The organism is Pseudanabaena sp. BC1403 (assembly GCF_002914585.1).
In the GTDB taxonomy this organism is placed as follows: domain Bacteria; phylum Cyanobacteriota; class Cyanobacteriia; order Pseudanabaenales; family Pseudanabaenaceae; genus Pseudanabaena.
Map to the genome: position 1 here is coordinate 23,373 of NZ_PDDM01000006.1, position 26,446 is coordinate 49,818.

The window sequence follows — 26,446 nt, forward strand, 5'->3', positions numbered from 1 at the left end:
ACAGTACTAACGTGGATATTTACTGCACGCGCCCGAATTGTACCAAGCCTTTAAATTCTTTTGCCGATCTTGATAGTGGCAATACGCTCAAAACGATCACTCAAAAATTCTGCACGGCTTGCGGGATGCCTTTACTGCTTGGAGGACGATATATCGTTGAACGCCCGATCGCGCAGGGTGGTTTTGGTGCGACTTTTCTTGCTCGCGATCGCTATACTCCTGCGATGAAACGCTGCGTGGTGAAGCTGTTGCAGCCCGTGGGGTTAACTAGTTCTCAGATGGTAATCGCCAAGCAAATGTTTGAGCGTGAGGCTACAGTTTTAGAAGATTTGGGGACGCATCCGCAAATCCCTGACATGCTTGCCTACTTTGAGGTGCAGTCGGGACAGGATGAATTTTTTTATTTAGTGCAGGAATTTGTTGATGGCTTTACCCTAGAACAAATTGTGGAGCAGCATGGCGCGATCGCGGAGGCGGATGTTTTAGAAATCATGCAAAGTCTGCTGCCTGTGTTGACATTTATTCATGACAAAGGCTCGATTCATCGTGATATCAAGCCCTCAAATATCATGGTGCGCAAGCTCGACCAAACTTACTTTTTACTAGATTTTGGCGCGGTCAAGCAAGTTGCTGGAGCTGTCCAAGGTCAAAAATCCACGGGTATTTTTACCCCAGGCTATGGCGCACCTGAACAAATGCGGGGCGATACGGTATTTCCTGCTACCGATCTCTATGCCTTTGCAGTAACTTGCCTCTTTTTGCTAACTGGCAAAGATCCCGACGAATTATTTGATGTAAATTACAACACTTGGAAATGGGATCGCTTTGTTACGCTAAGTCCACATCTTAATAATGTTTTACATAAAATGTTAGAGACGGCTCCCAGCGATCGCTTTTCTTCGTCGGCTGATGTCCTCCAAGCCCTCAATTCTCAAATATCAGTACAGCCATCGATAAGCGCTCCAATACAAAGCACTCCAATACAAGCCCCACCAGTGCAATCAGCACATCAGACCAGTATCCAAGTCCCTCCACCTGCACCACTTCCTAATTTTGCACCTTCGGTTCCTAAGCCTGTAGCTCCGCGATCGCAGAAAACGCCTTGGATTTTAGCAGCGCCAATTAGTATTCAATTCATTGCAGCTTTTTTGCTCGGTGTCGAAACGATGCTGCTATGGCAAGTGAGCGCAACGGTCGGGCTAGCCTTAATCGGCTCTCCTGCCAATTTAATTACTTTTGCCGCCCTATTGCTGGGTGTAATTCTGCTCAGGATTAGTTCCATTCTTGATAATAAAGACCTATTTGTATTCGTAAATTTGTTGAGCTTTGCCGCAGTTTGGGGAGTGCAAACCTTTGGGAAACTCTCTCAATTTCAGAGCTTTCCTAACTGGATCGAGATTGCTCAATATTGCGGAGTCGCAGGTTTTAGTGCGATCGCACTGATGGCAGCCTTTCGCCTCATCTTCCAATTACTCTATTCCTTTCTCTAAATTTATAACAGTTTGCACTGTATCAATTTTTCCCTAAGTTAATCCCAAACAAATCATTTAAGCGATCGCGTACCCATGCCAGTGCAGCGTATTGCGATCGCTGTAATTCTTCTTCATTCAATAATCCGAGACTGATTAAAATCTGTTGACGTTCCGATAATTTCACGGCGATTTGTTCACCTAATTCCTTATGTTCACTTAAAAGTTTTTGCAATTGCCGACGCTCAACCACAAAAACAACTGTATTAGCCACCAAAGCTCGAACAGTTGCAGTCCGAGGCGTTCCAGTCAGAAGAGATATCTCTCCAAAAAAATCCCCTTCTCTTAAAGTTGCGATCGCTTGATTATTCCTTTCAGAAAAAACTTCTACTGCCCCAGACAAAATAATGTAGAACTCCTCACTAGGATCGCCTTCACCGCAAATCACTTCACCAACATCAATATATTTACGATAACCTCTTGCAATTAATGCAAATAGTTCTACTTCTGTGCTTCTCTCAAAGTAGGATATTTTTCGCAATAAATCACGCAGACTACTAGTGTCTATTTCATTATTAGCGGAAGATATTTTAGAGCTGGTTTGTTTTGTGGTTCGTAGATTTTGTATATGTTCATCATCTTCTGGAGCTTTCGTATTAACAATTTGACTGAGTACTTTAGGATTGTGCAGAATTAGCTCTCTAGTGGGGAAAGGAATTCTAATGCCTTTAGATCTAAACTCATAGGCAATCCGAAAATTAATCGAACTCCGAATTGGTTCGTTGGCATCAGGATCATCAATCCAGACTAATAGCTCAAACTCAAGTGAGTCTTTCCCAAATGATTTAAACCAAACTTCTGGTGGTGGGTTAGATAGTACACGGGGTTCATTTCGAGCCGCAGTTAGCAAAGTTTCAGTTAAGACTAATAGATCTGTGTCATAAGCAACACTAACAGGGATATGAATTCGGCAAGTATGACCTTGATAACTCCAGTTGACAGTATTATTTTCGATAAACCGTTGATTTGGCACAATCACAAATAAGTCATCTTCAGTACGAATAATTGTGGAGCGAATAGAAATTTTTTCAATTGTGCCTTTGAGTTCTCCGATTTCGATGTAATCACCAACTTTGATTGTTTGCTCGAATAGCAAGACTAGTCCGCTAATAAAGTTGCTAGCAATATTTTGTAACCCAAAGCCGATTCCAATTCCTACTACACCTGCAATTACAGCTAAGGAACTAAGATTAATTCCCGCCGTTTGTAAAATGATCACACTACTAAGAGTGATCAGTAAATATTTGATAAATACGGTAATAGCTTCTTGTAATCCGCGATTAATGCGAAGTCGAGTTAAAAGCGATCGCCGAATGATTTCGCTAATAAGTCTAGATACAAAAAAAGATAGGATGATTAGTCCTAGTAAAGAGGCGATTGTGGCGATCGAAAACTTAGTACCTCCGACATCTAAAATTTGGGCTGTGAAGATTTCATACAGTTTTGTTAATAAAACATCCATCTTTGCGACTATTTCTCCACAACTCAAGCCAAAGTAAGTTTAGACAATATTGCCTTGCGATATTGTCTAAACTTACTCATAACCTAATGATTTTCAAACCGCTATATAGCTTTTTCTGATCTAAATATAGCTGATACAAAACCTCAAATAGGAGTGGCAGAGCTTCGCTCTGCCACTCCTCAGCAATTCTCATTATGAAACCAATTTTTATAATGAGAACTGCTGGCCACTCCTATTTGAGGTTGACAAGCCTAGCAATTAGAGAGTTGCAAAGCCCTCTCTCTAATTGCTAGGCATTTTGTAGATGACTGTAGCAGTCGCTGATGGTATTTCTGAATTTTTAAGATTACTGTTGATCTTTCCTAATCCATCCTCAGTACCAACCCAGATCTGTTGATTGTGAACAAGTAAATTAATGACTGAACTGCTGGGCAAATTATAGATCGACGAAGTAATTGCGCCATTGTAGGTGTTAGCAAGCACTAAACCGTCTCTCATGCCTATCCACAATTCACCATTTTTACTACTTGCCAAAGCCACAATATCTCGTCCAGTTACAGAATTAATCCGTGCGATCGCTTGATTAGTATTCGGATTAATTTCAATCACATTACGTGGCGTACCTGCCCAAATCTTTCCCGACGGATCCACGGCGATCGCTTGGACAATTTGCCCTGATACATAGGGAATCTTTGCGGTGATTTTGGCGGTTCCAGGATTAAGTTTAAACAAGCCATTTAATGTGCCAACCCAAATATTGCCAGCATTATCAATCTGCATCACATTTGCGGCTGTCCCAGGAATATCGGGAAGTCTGGCATAGGTCTCAGCATTGTAGGGACTGATGCGAGTAATACCTTGATCAGTGCCAACCCAGATAAAGCCAGCCCGATCCATGGCTAAGCTTAGTATCCGACTAGAAGATAGTTGGATCGCAATATTTTCGATTTTGCCTGAGTCAGGATCGATTTGGTACAAGCCTGAAGTTGTGCCGACCCAGAAGTAACCACGACGATCTTCTAATAAGGCGGTGATAGTAGAATTTGGTAAAGATATGGAGGCGATCGCTTTTCCAGACCTTTGATCGATTTGCATTAAACCTTGCCAAGTTCCGATCCAAAGTCGGCCCTGTTCATCTACGAGGGTTGAACTAATTCGACCATCTAGACTTAATGATGGATTACGGGCAAGACGAATATTTTCAGGTATTACTAGGTTGTGGCTGTCAGGCTCAATCGCCTCTGCGTTATTAACGACTCCATAGCTCACAGCGCATAGACTAGCTACGTTAACCGTTATTGCCAATAGTACTTTTGGAAAAATTTTAGAGAAAGTTTTCGCGATCGCCCCAGATATCTTGTGTTTTGTCAACATCTTTATGTCCTCACTACACCCTATTTACACTCTTTTAAGCGTCAGATGTTAACACAAGAGATCGCGATCGCCACATCAATTTTAGACTTATAGCGCTTTGCGCTCAGACCCAAAAGAGAATGGCGGCGCAAAGCGCCGCCATTCTCTTTTGGGTTAGACTAAAAATGGCGCGTTGCGCTGCTTTTAGTTTATGGTTTTGGTGCTGGAGTTATGGGGGCAGGGGCAGGTATCTCGGGTTGAACTGGCTGTGGTGGTGGCTCTAGAGGAGCGGGCTGGGATGGTGGCGGTTCTACTGGTGTCGCCACAGTATTGGTAGTTACAGGAGCCGGAGTCGGATCATTTGTCCTAGCTGGTTCTATCGGATTGTTAGTAGGAGCTGGACTGGTTGGTTTTACTTCTGGAGTGGCTGTAGGGTCATTCTTAGCAGCTGTTTGGTCTCTTTGCTTGTTATCAGGTGGATCTTCACGTCGATCATTGCGATCGCTATTTGCAGTGCCTGAAGTATAAGTAACTTTATTCCGATTCTTGTTTTCACTAGTCTTGGGTAAGTCAGAACGGCGAAACTCGATTGTCTTCGCTTCTTTAAACGATGCTGTCACACCAAATTCAGAGCTAATTTGAGGCAAGCTTGCTAACTGAGAGCTAAATCCAAAAATTAGTGAGTTATTGGCAATCCGCTTGTCAATACTTTCTTTGTCAATGCGTTTTGGTGCAGAAGCTTTGCCATCAGCTTGGATTCTAATTTCTTCACCTTTGCCAAGGGTAACAATCTCTGATGTGCTTTTTAGCAAAACCGTAACAGTGCCATCGAGAGCAATCACTCGACGCTCTTCAGAAGCCTTGTCGGGAATTTCTAGATATACAGTGCCATCATTACTTGAAATTTCGCCAAAGGGTGTTTGGACTTGGGCTGGAGATTTGAGATCTTTAGCTGCCCAAGCTAATAAGCGCCCAGAGGTAAATTCAACTTGGTTTTGCGGCTTGAGGGTTAAAGTCGATTTTCCACCAATTCTGATAATTGCACCACTGCGTAATGTCACTTGAGCAGTTGAGGAGTCCTCGGTGCTAATACTTTCATTAACCTTAAGTGGCACACCAATAGTCGCAGGTCTGGAGGATGTGGCATTGATATACTTAACACGCACAGGATAGCTGCGGATTTCACTAATTTCGGCGATCGCCTCTGTTGGTACAGCCTCAGAACTAAACGGTTTAGGAGGCTGATAACCTGAACAACTAGGTAGCCCTATGGCTACTAGAGATAGGAACAAAAGTGGCAAAATTTGCCCAGATATTTTAGATAACTGCCAACGCTGCATCGTAAATTTTTTGTAGAGTCTACAAAGCCAGTTTTTTCGCTATACTAGAAAGTCTGGTTAAAACCGTAAATTCTAATGTATCTATATTAGTTCTAACATCGTGGTTTGACCATAGATATCAGTAATTCTCATGATGATTAATGAAAGAGTGCTGACGGTACACTTTCATAGATCCCAATCTATATTTTAAACGAGTAAGAGTCAAAAGCACATGGCAAAGAGTAATTTGCAGGTCATGCTGACCAAAAATGTTACAAAATTAGGTAAACTCGGCGACTTAGTATCTGTAGCGCCAGGTTATGCCCAAAATTTCCTCATACCTCAAGGTATGGCTATTCGTGCCACCACAGGTGTTGTTAGAGAAGTTGAAAGACGCAAAGAAGTTGAGCGTCAACGTTTGATCGCGATTCGCCAAGAAGCAGAAAGCCGTAAGACTGCACTCTCGACCATTGGCGGCTTTATTATCAAGAAAAAAGTTGGCGAAGGTAATGCAATTTTCGGTACTGTTACCGATCGCGAAGTTGCTCAGTTGATTACAGCGAAGTCGATGTTAGAAATCGATCACCGCGACATTACGATTCCTGAAATTAATCAAACAGGTACTTTTGATGTTTCGATCAAGCTTCATGCTGAAGTCACTGCAACCATCAAAATCCAAGTTATTGCTGAATAATCTCCAAAAGTAGGCGGCGCAATGCGCCGCCTACTTTTGGAAACTAAGGAACCAAGTTTTGTGTGGCGCGGCGAAGCCGCGCCACACAAAACTTGGTTCCTTAGTTTTACGGCGATTCCCTACGTATTTTTGTGAGTTCTACAGCTAAAGCGATCGCTTCGATCGTACTAGCAGGATCAGCTATACCTTTGCCTGCAATATCAAAGGCAGTACCGTGATCGGGTGATGTCCTCACGAAGGGTAAACCAATCGTCGTATTCACAGCCCGATCAAAAGCTAAAAGCTTTACGGGAATTAGACCTTGATCGTGATACATGGCGAGATAGGCATCATGACCAAGTGAAACCCGATCGCGATCGCTCCAAGCTCTCGCTGGATTGATCCACATGGTGTCGGGCGGAATTGGATTAGTGAGTTGCACATTAGGATGCTGTTGACGATAACTATCAATTAAAGGCTGTAACCAGTCGCGCTCCTCATGTCCCAGTTGCCCCTGTTCACCGCTATGGGGATTGATTCCTGATATAGCAATACGTGGATTCGTGATACCAAAATCTTGTAACAGCGATCGGCGTAACAACTCTAATTTTTGCTCAATTAACTCTGGCGTAAGTTGCGTTGTCACTTCGCTCAAAGGAATATGCACCGTCGCTAGCAAAGTCCTTAATACCCAGTCTGTATGAGGAGATTTGCCCACAAACAACATGCCAAAATCATCGACTTGGCTACGCTCGGCTAGCAACTCAGTTTGTCCAGCATAGTCATGCCCCGCTTGTTTCCAAGCTGACTTTGCGATCGGGGCGGTGACGATCGCGTCAAAATCTCCTGCCAGAGTTGCGGCGATCGCGGCATCTAGATAAGCAAAACTTGCTGATCCACTAGCCCTATTGCCAATTCCCAATGAAATCGCCTCATTGGTGCAGATATCAGCAATCTCTAGGCGATCGGGATCGGTAATTAGTAGGTTGCCATGATTTCTTAACAAATCATAGGTGTCTTTGAGATACCGATGATCGCCAAACACCGTAAACTCAGCATCTAGAGCTAGTAAAGTGCGATCGGCAAGAGATTTCAAAATGATTTCTGTCCCAATTCCTGCGGGATCGCCTATAGTGAGAGCTATTCGCGCTCTAGAATTAGATTGAGATTTTAATCTGGAGCTTGTGTGGGGATTTTGCAGAATATTCATTAAGTCAGTTAATTTAGATGTACATAACTAATTACAAACCCAAACCCGTAAAGTTGTGCTCCTGTGGGGGGCAACTTTACGGGTTTCGATAATTTATTCTGCACAAGTAGTTAAGTAATTCTCCAAAATTTTAATCCACGCGATAAGATCGTGATCCGCTGTTAGCCCTCCTGACTAAAACCAACGATGTCTGTTGATATTTCCTTAGAAACCCTCTGGAATCAAGTTCTCGAACTGCTTGAAAGCCAACTTAGCCGTCCTACTTACGAAGGGTGGATTAAAACAGTTGTGGCTGATGAGCTTACGGCTGATCGCTTGACTATTCGCACGCCCTCAATTTTCGCTAAAAATTGGCTGCATAAATATTATGTTCAAAATATTACAGATGCTGTAACAGAGATCCTCGGTTATCCCGTGGAAATTCATATTGAGGCGGCTCCAAGTAGTGAACCTCCCACTGGTCAACCAGAACTAAATCTCAATCTCGACGGTGTTGAAATTAGTCAAGATGGGATGCTAGAAACAGCGATCGCGGCGGAAGCAGTCCAAGCCATGTCAGCGGCAATTCCAAATACGCTTAATACTCCCATCATCCCCCAGTCCGAAACCCACAGCAATACACCCCGTCCTAGTAATCTCAATTCTAAGTATAATTTCAATCGTTTTGTAGTTGGCTCTACCAATCGCATGGCACATGCGGCAGCGCTGGCGGTGTCCGAGTCCCCTGGGCGCGAGTTTAACCCTTTATTTTTATGTGGCGGTGTGGGTCTAGGCAAGACGCACCTGATGCAAGCGATCGCCCATTATCGTCTGGAAATCGAACCGAAAGCTAGAATTGCCTATGTATCGACGGAGCAATTCACTAACGATCTGATTTCGGCAATTCGTAAAGATAGTATGCAGAGATTTCGGGAGCTATATCGCGAGATCGATATGCTGATTGTTGATGATATTCAATTTATCGAGGGTAAGGAATACACTCAAGAAGAATTTTTTCACACCTTTAATACACTCTACGAAACTGGTAAACAAATCGTCATAGCAAGCGATCGCCCACCTGCTCAGATTCCGCGTTTACAAGAGCGACTTTGTTCACGGTTCTCCATGGGATTAATTGCGGATATCCAAGTTCCCGATCTAGAGACGCGCATGGCAATCTTGCAAAAGAAAGCGGAATACGATCATCTCAAAATCCCTCCTGATGTCCTCCATTACATCGCTGCGAGTTACACTTCTAACATTCGTGAATTGGAAGGAGCGTTAGTGCGTACTGTTGCCTATATTTCCATCTCAGGACTACCGATGACGGTAGAAAATGTTGCACCTGTTCTCAATCCTCCTAAAGAGCCTGTAGAAGTATCTGCGGAGATGGTTTTGAGTGTAGTTACAGAAATGCTGAATATTGATTTAGCGGATCTATTAGGAAATTCTCGGCGCAGAGAAATTAGCCAAGCTCGTCAGTATGTGATGTATCTCATGCGTCAACATACTAATCTCAGTTTGCCAAAAATTGGTGAGGCTGTTGGCGGTAAAGATCATACGACGGTGATGTATAGCTGCGAAAAAGTTGCTCAACTACAATCAACTGATGGTGATATCGCCCAGTTGTTGAGGCAGTTAAGCGATCGCATCTATCTCGTCGCTCAAACTAAAAACTAACGAAATAGAAGCAAAACGCCGTCCACCCATACCACAATAAAAAACTATGCAGATGATTGATTTTGCCGTAAATGGAACTTTAATGCGAGGGCTAGAGTTAAATGGTAACTTGCAGAAGGTTGGTGCGATATTTGTCAGAGAAGAAGTAACTGCGCCTATCTATCGGCTTTGGACGATCTCAGATCGCCATCCTGCGATGCTACGAGTTAGCGAAAATGGTCATGCGATCGCCTTGGAGATCTGGTCAGTTACTCCTGATGCTTTGGGTGCAATTTTATTGTCTGAGCCTGCTGGTCTATGTATTGGCAAAATTGTTTTGTCTGATGGACAAGAGGTTTTAGGCGTTCTCGGCGAACCATTTTTATGTGAAGGTCAAAAGGAAATTACTTCCTATGGTGGTTGGCGAGCTTACACCGCAAAGCGTTAAAAAATGTAGGGGCAATTCATGAATTGCCCCTACATTTTTTGTGTCACACTGAATTGAGAACTGCGTATACCAATCAAATAAAAAAGGCGCTTCGCACCTTTTTTATTTGATTGGTAGTTGTAAATGGGAAGGATATTCAACATCATAAAAAATTTGCTGTGTTGCTTCTACTAAATCACTGACAGTTGCTTCAGATGGCAATTTCTGCGTATTAGAATGACGCTCGATCGCAGGAAAAGCCGAACTTGCGATCGCTACGCCAATGCGATGGCCTTGAGCGAAGCTCTGACAGGTTGGACGCAATTTAATATGATATTCATTTACCACATCAGATTCAATCCATTCAGGCTCAGTCCATGATTTACGGAACTTCGCTCGTAACACACCCATCGACACCAGCATTTGCTTACCATCGGGATAAATATCTAAGAGTTTAATTACCCAATCAGTATCAGGGGCAGTAGTAGCTGCATAAAGAATAAATTCGGGAATACCTGCGATCGCGATCTCTTGATCCAATTCTGAACTCTCATAAACTAATACATCCCAACGATGATGCACATGACGCTGATCGTAAAATCCATAGGGTGTAGCAGGGTTAGGATTACGAGGATCGTAAACGAAGATGTCTGGTAATTCGTAATTCGTAATTCGTAATTCGTCACTCAGTTGTTTTTGGGAAGAGAGATAGAATATTTTTGTACGAGTATCTTTGGGGAATTCTGGTAAATCTAGCCAGTGATTTTTGCCCATCAAGAACATCTGCACAGGAGCGCGATCGCAGATTCCATTCTCAATTCCTTTTAACCAAAAATCAAACCAATCAACCTGTAATTGATCAATTTTAGAAACAGCAGCTTCGCCAAAATCAATCTCGCCTACTTTCGGCAGCCAAGGCATATGCTGCCAAGGGGCAACCACTAAATGCTGTGGCTTCTGCGTTGCGGCTTTAGCTTGATGATATGTGTTAATCGTTGCCTCAATAAAAATATCTGCCCATCCAGCAATATGTAATGCAGGTAAATCATAGCGATCGAAATAACTCAGAGGATTTAGCTTTTGCCAATAATCATCATCAGCTTGCTGATTCCCAATCCAATCAAAAAAGAATTCACCAAAATCTCCAAAGGATTCATTCTTAAATAGTTCTATTTCACTTAGTGGCGTAGTAGCTAGCCATTTAGACATTTGCTTTTGGGCATCAAAAAGGTTCGTGGCTTGAGGCTCTTGTTTTAAATACCATGCTCGATTTTGCGCCAATTGCAAAGCCCAGCCCAAGTCAAAATCTAGACAAAGTGCACCACCAAAATAAAACCAACCATGATATAAATCCGCCGTTGCCATAGTCGGACAAATTGTAATTAGCCCTTCAGGCTGTTGCACAGCAGCTTGAAATTGGGTCACCCCCTGATAGGAAAATCCATACATTCCCACCTTACCGCTACTGCCTTCTAGTTCTTTTGCACACCATTCCACTGTGTCATATCCATCATCATATTCATTACGAAATGGATAGAACTCACCCTCAGAAGTACCACAACCGCGTACATCTTGGATAACTACAATATAACCTTGGCTGGCATACCAACTCGGATGCGCATAGGTGCAAGTCGATGCGATCGCCCGACCATAGGGTAAGCGCATCAATAGTACTGGTAAAGTACTATCAACTTTTTTGGGTCGATAAATATCAGCGGTCAAATTAATGCGATCGCGCATGGGGATTTTGACTTGGCGCTGGACATTAACTTGAGAATGGAATGCAGTTATTTTAGGAGGCATCAAAATATTCTAGGAGTAATTTAGTAGCGTGGCTTCGCCGCGCTACTAAATGTTATTAATTCTGCTGCCAATCAGGAAAGACTTTTCTGATTTCAATTAGTAAATCATCAAGCTCTTCTAGGGCTTGGATTACATCTATGCTCAAGCTACCCAAATTATCTTTGAGAGACAACTGCACCAATAATTCACGCTTGCTAGCGATCGCCACAAATCTTTCTTTTAGAGCTTCAGGAGTAGACATATCTATGGTTTTAGTAAGTTATTTAGGCTTGTGCCATTTAGTTTTTTATGGCGCGGCTTCGCCACATCACAAAAAACTGGTTCCTTAGCTATTTTACAGCGCTTTGCACTGAAGTAAAAATGGCACAGTTGCTCTAGATGACAAGAATTCAGGATAAACTTTACCTAAAAGAAATTTTAAAAGGCTTATGCACGGCAAATTCACATTGCATCCCCCCATACGCTTTGGGACTGACGGCTGGAGAGGCATCATTGCCGATGACTTTACATTTGATCGCTTAGCAGCAGTTGCGCCGATCGCAGCACATATACTTCGCGAAACCTTTGGTGAATCTGGCAGCAACACAATTATTGTTGGATACGATCGCCGTTTCATGTCCGATGCTTTCGCCAAACGCACCGCCGAAGCCATTGCCGCGATCGGATTTGATGTCTTACTTGCCGAAGAATTTGCACCAACACCTGCTTTTAGCTGGGCAGCCTATGATCGCAAAGCTTTGGGCGCATTGGTAATTACCGCTAGCCATAACCCTGCCAACTATTCGGGATTAAAAATCAAGGGTGCATTTGGTGGCTCAGTATCGCCCGATGTGACTGCAAAAGTTGAAGAAATCTTAGAACGTGGGGACTTTGTTTACGAAAATCCTAAAAAGGGGAAAATCGAAACTTTTGATGCATGGACAAGCTATTGCCAAGCTTTACGGAGCAAAGTGAATATCGAGGCGATCAAAGAGGCGATCGCTATGGGAAAGTTAACCATCTTTGCAGACGTGATGCATGGAACCGCCGCAGGTGGTTTAGCGAAAGTTTTAGAATTGCCATCCACAACCCAAGCCAGTCTTATTGAAATCAACAGTGATACCGATCCTCTCTTTGGTGGTGGCGCACCCGAACCACTCCCCCGCTATATTGCCGAGCTATTCCGTCAAGTCAAAACCTATCATCATGACCATCCCGAAAAAACTCTAGTAGGATTTGTGTTTGATGGGGATGCCGATCGCATTGCGGCTGTGGATAGCGAAGGTAATTTTCTGAGTTCTCAAATCCTGATTCCGATCTTGCTAGAACATCTTGCTAAGTATCGCGGATTTAAAGGAGAACTGATTAAAACGATCAGTGGCTCTGACTTAATGCCCAAAGTCGCCGCTCTTTTCGATCTGACCGTTTACGAAACTCCTGTTGGCTACAAGTATATTGCCGAAAGAATGCTTTCAGGAATTCCTTGTCTATTGGGTGGCGAAGAGTCGGGCGGTATCGGCTATGGCAATCATATTCCTGAGCGTGATGCTTTGCTTTCGGCTTTGTATGTGCTAGAGGCGATCGCACAATCAGACAAAGATTTGAGCGTTCTGTACAGCGATTTGCAAAAGCAAACTAATTTTGTCTCCCATTACGATCGCATTGATAAAAAGCTATCTGGTATGGCAGCGCGTGAGAAGCTCGTCTCTACTCTTCAGCAATTCTCTCTGACCGAAATCGCTGGACGGAAAGTAATCGATGCTAAGTCTCCCGATGGATTTAAGTTCCGTTTAGACGATGGAAGTTGGCTTTTAATTCGTTTTAGCGGCACTGAGCCTTTGTTGCGCCTCTATTGCGAAGCATCAACGCCTGAGCTTGTGCATAAAACTCTCAACTGGATTTCCAATTGGGCAGAACAATTCAATTAAACACGTAGGGGCAATTCATGAATTGCCCCTACGTGTTTGTAATCTATCTATTAAAACTTTGGGCTAATTCCCGCTTGCTTGCATATAGCATTAGCTGTAATTCGATACTTCCACAGGAATCTGCTCCAGCAAAGATTTACCCGTAGGAATCTCTTTACTTTGTTGCTTATAAGCCGCAATCATTTGCTGTAAGGCATCTAGGAGGGATTCACGACATAGCTCAAGAGTATCTCCCTCTGTAATTACTTCTTGCCATTCTATAAGCTGCCCCATATAACCTGAGTCAATTTTTGTATAATTCGCTGTGAATGTAGTTAGCATAGCAACTTGTCCAGAGTTTATTTACTGTAAGTAATTATATAGCGATCGCTTACTGAGCTAAAATATAAAAACCAAAAAAGAGATGCGGCGCTTTGCGCCGCATCTCTTTTTTGGTTTTTAAAAATATGAGGGGATTTTAGCAAGCTTCAGCTTCTAATACACAACGTAAAGTTGACAAACCTTTTTTGAGTTGACGAGAAATTGTCACTGCGCTCACCCCTAGCATTTTAGCGACTTCTCTTTGAGGTAGATCTTCAATAAACACAAACTCCACGATTTCTCTAGTGCGTTGTTCTAGAACTGCTAAAGCCTGTTGTAGACGGAACTTCTCATCTTGCTGTAATTGCATATTGCTTTTAGGATCAGCAACTAAATCTCCAATGGAAGCAGCATCTTCTTCTTCAGAACGAATAGGTGCATCAAGACTTAAGGGAGCGCGATTTTGACAGGCGAGTTTCGCTTCTTGCCATTCGATAAGTGTCACTCCGAGGGCATTCGCAACTTCCTGCACCGAAGGCTCTCTTTGCAAAGTATTACGTAACTTTTGCATCACCCGCACTGATTGCTGTTGCAAATCCATCCAGCGGCGAGGGATGCGGACTGACGAACTTTTATCACGTAAATAATGTTGAATCTCACCGCGAATGTAGCGGACAGCGAAAGAACTAAATGCATAACCACGATTTAGCTCAAAGCGATCAACGGCTCCGATTAGACCAAGTGCCCCCACTTGCAATAAATCATCGTATAGCTCAGAGTTACGATCTGCCCAAAAATGTACTTCTTTTTTGACAAGACCGATATTTAAACGCACAAGGCGATCGCGTAGATATGTTGATGGTGCTTTGCGATATTGCTTGAGTAGTTCGAGGGTTGTGGTTTTATCTTCAGCCGAAAACTCACGGACTTTGTGAGTATAGGTGTTGCCATAGTGATCAGAAATATTGGAGTTAACGGCGAATGTTGCGGTGGTCATAGTTTTGCCCTGAACTAATCAAGCCCATTGATCAAGTCATTTAAGAAAGCTACTTGTTTGATGTACTTAGATTAGTTGTTACAGGGGCGATCGGTCACCTTGCAAGCTGTTAGGGATTTTCAAGTATAAAAAATAGCCAACACCTAACAGGTTGTTAGGTGTTATCAATAAAGAGGGAAATTTGTGCAATCCCTCTGTTGAAATAAGCCGCAGCTACTTTAATTAATAAAAGGGTTTTAAAAACACAAAATGGCGTAGCCATTTTGTGTTTTGGTATCAGCCATTGAGCAAAAATTTTTATGAGATAATTTAGAAAGATAAGTCAACGTTAATGCAATAAGTATAAATACTATAAATGACTGATCAACTCTTGCGGACTGCTATAACCCTGTTGATAGTCGATGATGCTGAGACCGATCGCGCCACGTACTCGCTTTATCTGCAATCAGACACAGAAAGCACCTATCGCATTATCGAAGCAGCAACCCTAGAAGAAGGTTTAGAACTGTGCCGATCGCGTTCACCTAACATTGTGTTGCTCGATCTGAGTTTGCCTGATGGCGATGGGCTGGAATTTCTAGAAACAATCAATATCGATCGTGTAGAAGATCGAGTTCCTGTGATTATGTTGACGGGGCAGGGAAATGAAAAAACGGCTGTAAGTGCTATGAAATTGGGGGCGGCTGACTACTTGCTGAAAGGGGATCTCACGGCAAAATTACTCACTACTACGGTTAATCATGTACTGAGGGAAACTGCTCTCAGTCGTCAACTTTGGCGATCGCAGCAACAGCAAATATTAACCTCCGAAATCGCACTGCGGATTCGCGAATTTACGGACTTAAACGATATCGCGAATGCAATTGTTAAAGAGGTGCGTCAATTTATAAGTGCCGATCGCGCCACTATTTATAAATTCAACCCAGCAGATATGAGTAGCAAAATTGTTGCCGAAGATATCGTCTCACCTTGGCGGCCTTGCTTAAATGTGCAAGTTAACGATACCTGCTTTCTCGAAAATCTCGGTGGTGCATATTGCGAGGGCAGGATTTTCGTTGCTAATGATATTTATGCGGCTAATTTGACAGCTTGCCACATTCAACTGCTCGAAAGATTTCAAGTACGCGCCAATCTGGTAGTACCGATCCTATTGCCCAATGCTAACAAACGCATTTTATGGGGTTTGCTGATTTTGCATCAATGCGCGGCTCCAAGGATTTGGCTAGAGTCAGATGTTCAGCTAATTCAACAGCTAGCGGTGCAGCTATCGATTTCTATTAAACAAGCGATCGCTTATCAACAGTTGCAAACTGAACTGACAGAACGCCACCGAGTTGAGGCTTTACTCTTAAATCAGCGAGAAGCGCTAGAAGATCGCAATGAATTATTAGAGAAAATCAGTGAGGAATTGCAATGTACTGTGGAGGAATTGAGGGTTATTACTGAAGAGCAGATAGAGCAACATCGACTACTACAATGCGAAGAGGAGCGCTACCAAAATTTATTTAACTTTGCACCTAATGGCTATCTGGTGACGGACTTATCTGGCAAGATACTAGAGGCAAATCAAGCTATTTTAGAATTGCTTGCGATTAGCCGTGAGTTTGTTGTAGAAAGGCCATTGGTCGTGTTTGTTACCTCTGACAACAGAGATTTTTTCTACACCCAACTCAATCGGCTTTCAACCGCAACCTATGCCAAAACAACTTGGGAAATTACGCTGAGAAATCATCAGCGAGATCCTTTCCCTGCCGAAATTACCGTAACCCAAAATATCAATCTTGTTAATAATCAGCCTCAACTATTCTGGATGGTTCGTGATATTAGCGATCGCAAACGAGCCGAGCAAGCATTGCAACAACTCAATCAATCCCTAGAAACAAAAGTCACAGAACGCACTCAAGAAATACAACTGCAAGCGCAAATGCTGGAGCAGATTCATGATGCAGTAATTTCTACTACGATGGATGGCACGATCCAAACTTGGAACATTGGGGCTGAGAGACTCTATGAATACAAGTCTAATGAGGCGATCGGGCAGAACGTTAGTATGCTTTACCTAGAGGAAGACCTTCCTATCATGGAACCCGAAGTCTTTCGCCCACTAATGAGAAATGGAACTCATGAAGTTGAGATACAGAATCGGACAAAATCAGGAAAAATAATTTATATAGGCTTGCGTCTTTCGCTCGTTCGGGATGCACTGGGAAATCCCATTCGCTTAATTGGTTGCTCTGACAATATTAGCGATCGCAAACAAGCTGAAAAAGCCTTAAAAGAAAGCGAACGTCTTTTCTCAACATTGGTCTCTACTTCCCCTGTTGCCATTACTCGCTTCGATCGCCCATTAAACTGTATCTACGTCAACGAACGTTGGTGCGAAATGACAGGAAGATCCGCCGCATCAGCAATGGGGAGAGGATGGCTCGACGCAGTGCATCCCGATGAGCAAGATATGATCAGAGGAATGATAGAACATGAGTTCTTCTCGCCTTCATCCCGACAACTTATGCTGACTGGGGAAGGCAGACATCTTCGCCCAGATGGCACTATTAATTGGTGTTTTATTCAACTCGTCAAAGAATTCAATGAGAGCGGGAAAGTCACTGGCTACATCGGATCGTTAACCGATATTGGCGATCGCAAACAAGCCGAAAATGCCTTGCGAGAATCTCAAGTACTATTACAAACTGTCCTCGATGCCTTCCCTTTGTCTGTATTTTGGAAGGATAGAGAATCAGTCTATTTGGGATGCAACCAATTTTTTGCCCATACAACTAGCCTGAACTCTGTGCAAGATATTGTTGGCAAAACCGATCTTGATTTTTCTAATAGTGAAACCCAAGTTCTTGCCTATCGTGCCGATGATCTCCAAGTAATAGAATCAGGCATAGCCAAAATCAACTTTGAAGAAATGGTTACCACACCTACAGGTGAACAGATATGGGTGCAAACCAACAAAATCCCTTTGAGAAATGCAGAAGGGAATGTGATAGGCGTGATGGGGACTTTTCAGGATATTAGCGATCGCAAACGAGCAGAATTAGCATTAGCTCAAAAGGAACAGCAATTCCAAGAATTAGCCAATGCTTCACCAAGTGTGATTTATAGCATAGTTCAATCTTTGCATGGAGCACCTTACTTTGAATACATCAGCCCTGCCGCTGAGAAAATCCATGAACTGACCGTCGCTGAAGCTTATCAGAATTCTGCAATCATTTTTGAACAGATGCATCCAGATGATCTCCAAGGCTATGGGGATGCAATCGAACAAAGTCTAAAAACATTACAACCTTTCTCTCATGAATGGCGAATTATCACAAATTCTGGCACTAAATGGCTGAGAGGCAACTCCCTTCCCTCACAGCGCAAAAATGGTGACGTTGTCTGGCAAGGGGTCGTTACTGAAATCAGCGATCGCAAACAAGCAGAATTAGAACTACAGAAAACAACTGATCGCCTAGCTTTGGCGCTTAAGTCTGGAGCGATCGGTTATTGGGAATGGAATATCCAGCAAAATATTGGTTTTTGGGATGATCGGATGTATGAACTTTACGGGTTATGTAAAGAAACTGACTCACAGATCGTCTGCGAAATTTGGTCTAATTCACTACATCCTGATGATCTTGCTACAAATGAAATGCTACTTCAACAAATTGCCACGGGACAAATAGATGAATATGATACTGAATTTCGTGTTGTGTATCCTGATGGGAGTATTCACTTTAACAAAGCCTATGGAAAACTCGAACGGGATGCAGACGGTAAGCCTCTGAGCATTACTGGGATTAATTTTGATATTAGCGATCGCAAACAAACAGAAATTGCATTACAAAGTAGCGAAGATCGTTTTCGCAGAGTATTTGATTCTAGCGTCGTCGGTATGCTCTTTGCTGATTTTCAAGGGAATATTATCGATGCCAATGATCGCTTTTTAGAGATGGTTGGCTATACCAGAGAAGATTTCCAAACTGGGGCAATTGATTGGCTAGCGATGACTCCACCTGAATACATAGAGCAAGACTATGCCAGCATGGAATATTTGCTCAAACATCGTCAAATCGCTCCTTGGGAGAAGGAATACTATCGCAAAGATGGTAGTCGTGTTTCTATCTTGATTGGGGCTGCATTACTGCAAGATAAAAACAATGAAACCATTTGTGTGATTCTAGATATTAGCGATCGCAAAAATGCCGAAGCAGTCTTGAGAGAAAGCGATCAACGTTGGCAATTTGCCTTAGAAAGCGTTGGTGATGGCATTTGGGACTGGAATACTCAAACCAATGAAGTCTTCTTCTCCCAGCAATGGAAAGCCTTGATGGGATATGCAGATGATGAAATTGAGAATAAATTTGAGTCATGGGAAAATCTCGCCCACCCCGACGATATCGCCCAATCCTACGCGGATATCAATAAATGCCTAAATAGGGAAACTCTCTTTTATGAAAACGAGCATCGGCTACGATGTAAAGATGGTAGCTATAAATGGATCTTAGCCCGTGGCAAAGTGTTTGAGTGGGATGTCAATGGTCGTGCCTTGCGAATGATGGGTACACATACCGATCTAAGCGATCGCAAACAAGCTGAAGCCCAACTAAAACATATTAACGAGGAACTTCTCCTCGCCACAAGGCTCAAGGACGAATTTCTCGCTAATATGAGCCACGAACTCCGCACGCCGCTAAATTCCATCTTAGGAATGTCAGAATCTCTCAAAGAAGAGGTTTTGGGCTCACTAAACGAAAGGCAATTAAAGGCGATCTCTACAGTCGAGTCAAGCGGCGAACATTTGCTATCACTGATCAATGACATTCTCGACCTATCCAAAATCTCATCAGGAATGATGGAACTATATATTGAATCAGTCTCAGTCAAAAATCTCTGTAGTTCCAGTCTAGTTTTCGTCAAACAGCAAGCATTTAACAAGAGAATCCAAATCTATAGCCATATTCCGACCCATATAAACAATATCAATATCGATGAACGTCGCATCAAACAAGTATTGATTAACCTGCTCACAAATTCCGTCAAATTTACTCCCAATGAAGGAAACATAAGTCTCCTCGTTGCGATCGGTAGCGGCGATACATGGCAAGGTGAAGCGACAATTCCCCAACAACTTAGAGAAATGAATTCGCCGAGGATCGTATTTCAAGTAGTAGATACGGGCATTGGCATTGCCCCCAACGATCTACCACGACTCTTTCAGCCCTTTATACAGGTGGATAGCGCTCTCAACCGTCAGTACGAAGGTACTGGCTTAGGACTCGCCCTAGTCAAGCAGATTGTCGAGCTGCATGACGGTCAGGTCATGGCTGAGAGTGAAGTTGGCAAAGGCAGTCGCTTCTCAGTTGTGCTACCCTACGATATGTCTCTGTCTAGCGCTTCAGAATCGGAACCAACCGCCACAACTTCATTGCCACAAGACGTAAATCCTGAAAATGCGATCGCGCCACTTATTTTACTCGCCGAAGATAACGAAGCAAATATTCAAACCTTCACTTCCTATCTGACCGCCGTCAATTACCGTATCATCGTCGCCAAAAATGGAGAAGACGCTGTTGCCATGGCGAAAGCAAATTCCCCAGATATCATCCTCATGGATATTCAAATGCCAATCATGGATGGTATCGAGGCAACTAAGCAAATTCGCCTCGATCTTAACTTGATTAATACTCCCATCATTGCCTTAACTGCTCTAGCGATGGAAGGCGATCAAGAAAGATGTCTAGCGGCAGGAGCCAATTCATATATAGCTAAACCTGTCAAGCTGCGACAACTTAACTTCTTAATTCAGCAAGCTTTAGAAACCATTTAAGAATTCACTAGATCCCCCCCAGCCCCCCTTAAAAAGGGGGGAGAATTTAATTCTTCCCCCTTTTTAAGGGGGATTGAGGGGGATCTCTTAGAGTTTTTGACCGCAGAAAGTAATTCTTAAATGGTTTCTTAGATTCCGTAAATTGAGACAAGGCTCTATAGCTGTCGCCAAACGTACTACTCCAGTGAAGAATTAGCGTTGCGGCGCGAAGCGCCGCAACGCTAATTCTTGGTTTTTGATGTATATTTTTTTGGTGGGAAGAGAGTAAGACATAAAACCCAAGGATTGATTTGTCCTAAGACAAGTAATACCAATTCACAAAATCACACTTTTGGTAACTGGTACTGAGCAATGATCCGCTTGGCGAATTCAGGGACATGAGCCTCTAGCTTTTTAGGATAGTTACGGCGCACATAAAGAAAATTACGGACAAAGTGCGAATCGATCGAAAATCTGCCATATTCCAAACCTTTTGGCCCGACTTTATTGACGACAAAACTAATAATCCAAGCTAGCCAAATCGGAATTGTCATCGCATTGTCATATGCCGAGATACCTTGCTGCACCGCTGCACGGCGATCGCCACTGGATATGACTGGCTGAGTCTGCAATTGATCTTTGATCAGTTCCAGCATCTCTTTGCCAGTCTCGTTTCGCACCACGATCCATTGCCAGCCAAAGGTTGCGCCCATGTAGCCAACAACGATATCAGCGAGAGCATTAGTGTAGTCAAAGCAGGTCATACAAGAAGGTGCAAATACATCCTTGAGTTCTTTAGTATTTAGTCCAAAGAAAGGCACTTGCTCAGTGGAGCCATCGGAATGTCTGAAATGCACATTAAAGTCCTGCATGAATTCATAATGCACGACGGTTTCAGGCGATCGGCTCGTGGTATCCAGAAATTTCTGTAATCCCGATCGCGTCACATTATCTGTACAAGGCGTACCTAATACATAGAGCTTTTCTAGACCAAGTTCTTTCTCGACCGTTCGTAATGCTTGAATCTGGCAACCAACCCCGATCGCTAATAATCTCTTAATACCCGACTGCTCGATTTGCTCTAATACTGAAAGGTTTGGCGAAAGGGTGGGTTTATTGACCCTTGCTGCCAAGATTTCCTCGCGGGTACGAGCGATAATTGGCTGAGGCTTAAAGCGATCGTCTTTACTAGATTGCACACAGACCACACCTTCAACTAAGCCACGCTCTAGCATCTCGATCGCTAGCGTTGAGACAATTCCTGTCCATTGTGCGCCCTCGATCGGCTCAGTTTTACGGGCAGCGATCATTTCTTGATGTACGCCAAAATATAATTCTTGTTCGTTATCGAGATCACGCGATCGCCCATGTGACTGCGTTTCGAGTTCGTCAATATGTTGTGTGATAAATGCACAAGCCTCTTTGACGTAATGAATATAATAGGTGTCACAGAGACCACATTCACTGCACAGTTCTTTGGCAGGGCGACGCTGGACATCTCCAAGAGCTTTTGCCTTGCGATGGGATGGGACAACCGACATTTTGCTATTTCTGACTAGATGGATCTAGCTAGATCATATCTTTTTTGGGTGATTGGCTAACTAATCAATGCGATGTACCAGCAATTCTCATTATGAAACCGATTCTGGTGTTTCCAGCGTCTTTGGCGCTAGAAATACCAGAATCGGGTTTTTGAAAACCAGCCTAAGCTGGTTTTCAAAAACCCGATTTTCATAATGAAAGAGGAATTGAAATACAAAGATTTGTGCCCATATTTTCTTGGCTTTTAATCTCAAGATTACCGCCATAAAATTCAACTAAAATCTTCGCTAGCGATAAACCTAGTCCCATACCTTGCTGTTCATAAAATTGGCGCTCAAACTGCATAAATGCACCAATATTTTTAACCTGCTGCTCAGTCATGCCTCGACCGCTATCTCGGATATTAAATATCCATGCTGTATCAGTAACCTTACTACTGAGAACTACCTTGCTACCATTTGAGGAATATTTGAAGGCATTATCGATTAATTCCTCAGCAATTTTAGATAAGTCTTCTGACGAAATGGCAAGATCAACTTCTACAAGATCTAGTTCTAGATCATCTAGGCGATCGCATGATTTTGCCCTGCGATCGCCTAGATTGCTAATAATCGTTTGGCTATCGCACGGATATGTTGAGTTAAATCTAGTCATCCCTTGCGATCTCATCACTATTAAACGACTGTAGAGCAAATAGTTTTGGATCAATCGATAGAGACGATCAGCAGATTTGTGAATACCATCAGCATATTCATGAACTTCAGAGGGGAGCAACTCTTCGCTTTGCATCATCATCAATTCTGACAGTCCCATAATTCCAGAAAGAGGAGTCTGTAACTCATGGGGCAGAGATAGAGTGATACTAGTCCGCAAAGCTTCCATCTTTTCTTCAAAGCGTTGTTCTATAGCTTTTTGTTTACCTAAACGGACAGCGATCGCTTCTAGCAATTCATCTTTGGTGCAGGGCTTTTCTAAATAATCATCAGCACCTAAAGACATACCCCTGCGAGTACTGCGCCGATCTATCAGCGAAGTCAAAAACAGAAAAGGGACAGTACTCAAAGTTTTATCTTGCCGTAATTGTTCGAGGACTCCATAGCCATTAAGTACAGGCATCATTACGTCACAAAGAATCAAATCAGGATGTCTTTGGCTTGCCAGACTTACTCCTCTTTCCCCATTTTCGGCAGTAATTACCTCAAAACCCTCTACAGAAAGCAAGTCTTCTAAGGACTCGCGAATTAGGTCTTCGTCTTCGATGACTAATATGCATGTCATACTTTTCTTTTGTTTCGTTTTTACTTAGATTACCCATTTATTGCTAATAGGCAATCGTAATTGTTTATATGGACAGTCTGAGCGATCTACAGTTAATGGTTTAACACAATTTTTTTGTTACAGCTGTATTCAGATTGGTTAATACATAAAATCTAAGAAGGAGAGAACGGCGCAAAGCGCCGTTCTCTCCTTCTTAGATTTTATCCCAAATCACAAAAGGCGTAGCCATTTTGTGATTTTAAAACCCTTACTGGGTTTAATTTATACCAATTCACGAAAGTGTCGCCACACTTTCGTGAATTGGTATAAATTAGCTAATATGCTCACGATCCAACAAAATTGTAAAAATTGCACCTTTCGGTTGATTACTGGTTACTGAGATAACCCCTTTATGAGCTTCAATCATCATTTTACAGAAAGAAAGCCCTAAGCCAATTTGAGAGATACCCAGCACAATATTGCCAACTTCATACTTTTCAAAGATCACCTGTTTTTGCTCAGAGCTTATGCCCACACCACAATCAATTACTTCAATCTTGATTAAATCTTGGCGATCAGGATTTTTGGGCAAACATTCAACCCTGAGAATAATAGAACTCTGCTGCGGAGAAAATTTGATCGCATTATCAAGTAAATTATTTAACACACGGCGAATTAAATACTTATCACCAAATGTATAAGCTGGTTCCGAGGCAAATTCACCTAAAATTTGAATTTGTTTACTGGTGGTGAGAGTCTCAAACTCAGCGATCGCTAATTTTGCTATTTCATTTATATCGAACTTAGTGCGATTGAGAATCAGTTTATTAGCTTCGATCCTACCGATGGTCAAAATATCATCAATAAGAAAACGCATTTGCTCGATTGTTTTGCCAATTTGGTCAATTCTCTTTCTGGCACGATCAGGCATCTCTAATACTTTGAGAGAATCACAGCCCAACATGATCCCAATCAAAGGATTGCGAAGATCGTGAACTATAGTTTGCATCATTTCTTCACGCAACATCATCGTCTCTTGAATGCGATCGTATTGCGACTTGATCCGCAACATCGATCGCACACGGGCGCGGAGTTCGTTGCTGTTAATTGGCTTGCTAATAAAATCATCGGCTCCAGCATCCAGACAACGGGCAAGATCTTCTTTGTCCGATAGGGCAGTGACGAAAATAATCGGGATATGCTGCCATTGACGATCATTTTTAAGTTGCTGGCACACCTCAATACCATCCATGTCTGGCATCATCACATCTAATAAAATAAGGTCAGGCTTAATGGTGGCAAGAGAGGCGATCGCATCTGCCCCATTGTCTTGATGATGAAGCTCATAGCCCTCTTTAAAAAGCAAAATTTCGATTACATCAAAATTAGCTGGCTCATCATCTACGACCAAAACGACTTGTTTATTTCCCATACTTTACATATATAAGCTTGAAGCGCCTCATAATATAGACAAGGTTAACTGAATGCACCTTCTATTCTGACAGGTTTTCAATTACCATGACTTAAGTACTTGTACAAAATAATTTACCTCAATTTGTAAGGTTGTGCCCCGCAGGAGCGCAACCTTACAAATTTGGGTTTGCAATTAATTTCGCGGAAACAGCCCATGACTTCAGATGTCAAAACCTTAGCAGCGATCGATGTTGGCACAAACTCCATTCACATGGTAATTGTGCAAATTCAGACTTCGATCCCTAGTTTTAGCGTAATTGAATCAGAAAAGGCAACAGTGCGGCTAGGAGAACGTTGCGCTCAAACAGGAAATTTGACCGAAGATGCGATGAAGCGATCGCTGGAAGCTCTGAAGCGATGTCAGGAAATCTGCCATACTTTTAAAGTTGAAGAGATTGTAGCTGTAGCAACTAGTGCCACCCGTGAGGCTCCTAATGGTCAGGATTTTATCCGCCGCATTTATGAAGAGTTAGGCTTGCATGTTGAAGTTATCTCAGGACAAGAAGAAGCCAGACGCATCTATTTAGGTGTCATCTCCGCGATGGAACTCAACGATGAGCCGCATCTGCTGATTGATATTGGTGGCGGTTCGACAGAGATGATTTTGGGGGATGGTCGCGATCCGTTACATCTTAGTAGTACTAAAATTGGGGCAGTCCGATTAACTGATTTATTTATTAAAACTGACCCTATTTCGCAACCAGAATATGATCGATTATTGGGTTACATTCTTGGTTCAATTGAGCGTCCTACCGATGACTTGCGATCGCTACTTAAAGATAAGCTTGAGGACAAGACATTAAAGGCGATCGGCACATCAGGTACGATCGAGACTTTGATATCTCTACATGCTAAAGAAAAACTGGGGCTAGTTCCTAATCCTCTCCAAGGTTATGAGCTTCCCTTTGCGGATTTAGAAAATATTGTTTGGCGCTTACGCCGTGCAAATTTAGAAGAACGCACAGCTATGGTGCGCCAAAAGCGAGCCGAAATTATTTTAGCTGGTGCAATAGTTCTCTTAGAAACCATGCGTTTATTGGGAATTCCCAAAATCATGCTATGCCAGAGAGCCTTGCGAGAAGGCTTGGTGGTGAATTGGATGATCCGTCATGGCTATATCGAGGATGGTTGGCGCTATCAAAGTACGGTTCGCGATCGCAGTATTCTCAAGCTTGCTGATAAATATGGCATTGATACTAAATATGCGAAGCAAGTCGCTGAACATGCCTTAAGTTTATTTGATCAGACCAAGGGGATTTTCCATGAATGGGGTGAAGATGAAAGACATTTGCTATGGGCGGCGGCGATGCTACATAACGCGGGACATCACATCAGCCACGATGCGCACCACAAACATTCCTATTATTTAATTCGTAATGGTGAGTTGTTGGGCTATACCGAGTCAGAGATTGAGGTAATCGCTAATCTTGCGCGTTATCACCGCAAGAGTGAGCCGAAGAAAAAACATGATAATTTCCAACGCTTGGATAGTGAGCAGCTGAAATTATTTGTGCGTCAAGGCAGTACATTTTTGCGAATAGCTACAGCCCTCGATCGTCGTCAGATTGGTGCGATCGACTCAATTCGGGTGGTTTGTAATCCTCGGACTCGCGCTTGTGGATTACAACTTACACCTAGACAAACCAATGATCCCTGCACCCTAGAGCTGTGGAGTCTTGACTATAAGAAGCAGCCCTTTGAGGCTCAGTTTAACGTTACGCTGTCAGTATCTTTAGAGTAGAAAGGGTTGGCGCTAAGC

General features: G+C 42.8%; 17 protein-coding genes and 3 pseudogenes. 9 read left to right on the forward strand and 11 right to left on the reverse strand.

The features are described 5' to 3' along the window. The first annotated feature begins 11 nt into the window (after positions 1–11). The gene (locus tag CQ839_RS07375) at positions 12–1,490 is read left to right on the forward strand and encodes a serine/threonine-protein kinase (RefSeq protein ID WP_103667638.1); all 1,479 of its coding nucleotides are present in this window, start codon (positions 12–14) and stop codon (positions 1,488–1,490) included. A gap of 22 nt (positions 1,491–1,512) precedes the next feature. Here CQ839_RS07375 and CQ839_RS07380 read toward each other — a convergent pair whose 3' ends face one another. The 3 genes from CQ839_RS07380 to CQ839_RS25885 all read right to left on the reverse strand — a co-directional run bounded on the left by CQ839_RS07380 (position 1,513) and on the right by CQ839_RS25885 (position 5,684). Continuing rightward, positions 1,513–2,991, reverse strand: coding sequence for a mechanosensitive ion channel domain-containing protein (locus tag CQ839_RS07380; protein WP_103667639.1), 1,479 nt, complete (start codon positions 2,989–2,991; stop codon positions 1,513–1,515). Between the two features lie 282 nt (positions 2,992–3,273). After that, positions 3,274–4,365, reverse strand: a complete 1,092-nt coding sequence (locus tag CQ839_RS07385) for a two-component regulator propeller domain-containing protein (protein WP_103667640.1) — start codon at positions 4,363–4,365, stop codon at positions 3,274–3,276. A gap of 188 nt (positions 4,366–4,553) precedes the next feature. Next, the gene (locus tag CQ839_RS25885; RefSeq protein WP_103667641.1) at positions 4,554–5,684 is read right to left on the reverse strand and encodes a FecR domain-containing protein; all 1,131 of its coding nucleotides are present in this window, start codon (positions 5,682–5,684) and stop codon (positions 4,554–4,556) included. A 211-nt stretch (positions 5,685–5,895) separates the two neighbouring features. Between CQ839_RS25885 and rplI the strand changes: the two genes are divergently transcribed. Continuing rightward, complete coding sequence (gene rplI, locus CQ839_RS07395) at positions 5,896–6,357, forward strand: 50S ribosomal protein L9 (protein ID WP_103667642.1); 462 nt, start codon at positions 5,896–5,898, stop codon at positions 6,355–6,357. A 106-nt stretch (positions 6,358–6,463) separates the two neighbouring features. Here the strand turns inward: rplI and pdxA are convergent, their stop codons facing one another. Further along, a complete protein-coding gene (gene pdxA, locus CQ839_RS07400) occupies positions 6,464–7,546 on the reverse strand; it encodes a 4-hydroxythreonine-4-phosphate dehydrogenase PdxA (protein ID WP_103667643.1) in 1,083 nt (360 codons plus the stop codon). A gap of 186 nt (positions 7,547–7,732) precedes the next feature. Here pdxA and dnaA point away from each other — a divergent pair, with 186 nt between their 5' ends. Further along, entirely contained in the window at positions 7,733–9,205 is a 1,473-nt protein-coding gene (gene dnaA, locus CQ839_RS07405) for a chromosomal replication initiator protein DnaA (RefSeq protein ID WP_103667644.1), read from the forward strand. A gap of 46 nt (positions 9,206–9,251) precedes the next feature. Further along, on the forward strand, positions 9,252–9,632 hold the full coding sequence (locus tag CQ839_RS07410; RefSeq protein WP_103667645.1) for a glutamyl-tRNA amidotransferase: 381 nt from the start codon (positions 9,252–9,254) through the stop codon (positions 9,630–9,632). 102 nt (positions 9,633–9,734) lie between these two features. Here CQ839_RS07410 and CQ839_RS07415 read toward each other — a convergent pair whose 3' ends face one another. Both CQ839_RS07415 and CQ839_RS07420 read right to left on the reverse strand, forming a co-directional pair. Then, positions 9,735–11,414, reverse strand: a complete 1,680-nt coding sequence (locus tag CQ839_RS07415; protein ID WP_103667646.1) for a CocE/NonD family hydrolase — start codon at positions 11,412–11,414, stop codon at positions 9,735–9,737. 55 nt (positions 11,415–11,469) lie between these two features. Continuing rightward, entirely contained in the window at positions 11,470–11,655 is a 186-nt protein-coding gene (locus CQ839_RS07420) for a hypothetical protein (RefSeq protein WP_103667647.1), read from the reverse strand. Positions 11,656–11,842: 187 nt separating this feature from the next. On the opposite strand from CQ839_RS07420, the gene CQ839_RS07425 reads away from it, so the two are divergent. After that, entirely contained in the window at positions 11,843–13,321 is a 1,479-nt protein-coding gene (locus CQ839_RS07425) for a phosphoglucomutase/phosphomannomutase family protein (protein WP_181016134.1), read from the forward strand. Between the two features lie 90 nt (positions 13,322–13,411). Here CQ839_RS07425 and CQ839_RS07430 read toward each other — a convergent pair whose 3' ends face one another. Continuing rightward, the gene (locus CQ839_RS07430; protein ID WP_103667648.1) at positions 13,412–13,642 is read right to left on the reverse strand and encodes a type II toxin-antitoxin system HicB family antitoxin; all 231 of its coding nucleotides are present in this window, start codon (positions 13,640–13,642) and stop codon (positions 13,412–13,414) included. Between the two features lie 136 nt (positions 13,643–13,778). Continuing rightward, positions 13,779–14,618 (reverse strand): sigma-70 family RNA polymerase sigma factor, encoded by an 840-nt coding sequence (locus CQ839_RS07435; protein ID WP_103667649.1) that lies wholly within the window; start codon positions 14,616–14,618, stop codon positions 13,779–13,781. Positions 14,619–14,973: 355 nt separating this feature from the next. Here CQ839_RS07435 and CQ839_RS07440 point away from each other — a divergent pair. From CQ839_RS07440 to CQ839_RS25990, 3 pseudogenes are all read left to right on the forward strand, one after another. Next, positions 14,974–19,398: pseudogene (locus CQ839_RS07440) on the forward strand (PAS domain S-box protein); the annotation flags it as partial. 258 nt (positions 19,399–19,656) lie between these two features. Beyond that, a pseudogene (locus CQ839_RS25985) lies at positions 19,657–19,980 on the forward strand (ATP-binding protein); the annotation flags it as partial. Positions 19,981–20,088: 108 nt separating this feature from the next. Continuing rightward, positions 20,089–20,436: pseudogene (locus CQ839_RS25990) on the forward strand (response regulator); the annotation flags it as partial. Positions 20,437–20,759: 323 nt separating this feature from the next. Here CQ839_RS25990 and CQ839_RS07445 read toward each other — a convergent pair. The 3 genes from CQ839_RS07445 to CQ839_RS07455 all read right to left on the reverse strand — a co-directional run bounded on the left by CQ839_RS07445 (position 20,760) and on the right by CQ839_RS07455 (position 24,646). Beyond that, a complete protein-coding gene (locus CQ839_RS07445; RefSeq protein ID WP_103667651.1) occupies positions 20,760–21,956 on the reverse strand; it encodes a Coenzyme F420 hydrogenase/dehydrogenase, beta subunit C-terminal domain in 1,197 nt (398 codons plus the stop codon). Positions 21,957–22,146: 190 nt separating this feature from the next. Further along, positions 22,147–23,235 carry a response regulator gene (locus tag CQ839_RS07450; protein ID WP_103667652.1) on the reverse strand — a complete coding sequence of 363 codons (1,089 nt, stop codon included), beginning with the start codon at positions 23,233–23,235 and terminating at the stop codon, positions 22,147–22,149. A 310-nt stretch (positions 23,236–23,545) separates the two neighbouring features. Further along, on the reverse strand, positions 23,546–24,646 hold the full coding sequence (locus CQ839_RS07455) for a hybrid sensor histidine kinase/response regulator (protein ID WP_103667653.1): 1,101 nt from the start codon (positions 24,644–24,646) through the stop codon (positions 23,546–23,548). 195 nt (positions 24,647–24,841) lie between these two features. On the opposite strand from CQ839_RS07455, the gene CQ839_RS07460 reads away from it, so the two are divergent. Further along, complete coding sequence (locus CQ839_RS07460; protein ID WP_103667654.1) at positions 24,842–26,428, forward strand: Ppx/GppA phosphatase family protein; 1,587 nt, start codon at positions 24,842–24,844, stop codon at positions 26,426–26,428. Positions 26,429–26,446: the final 18 nt, after the last annotated feature.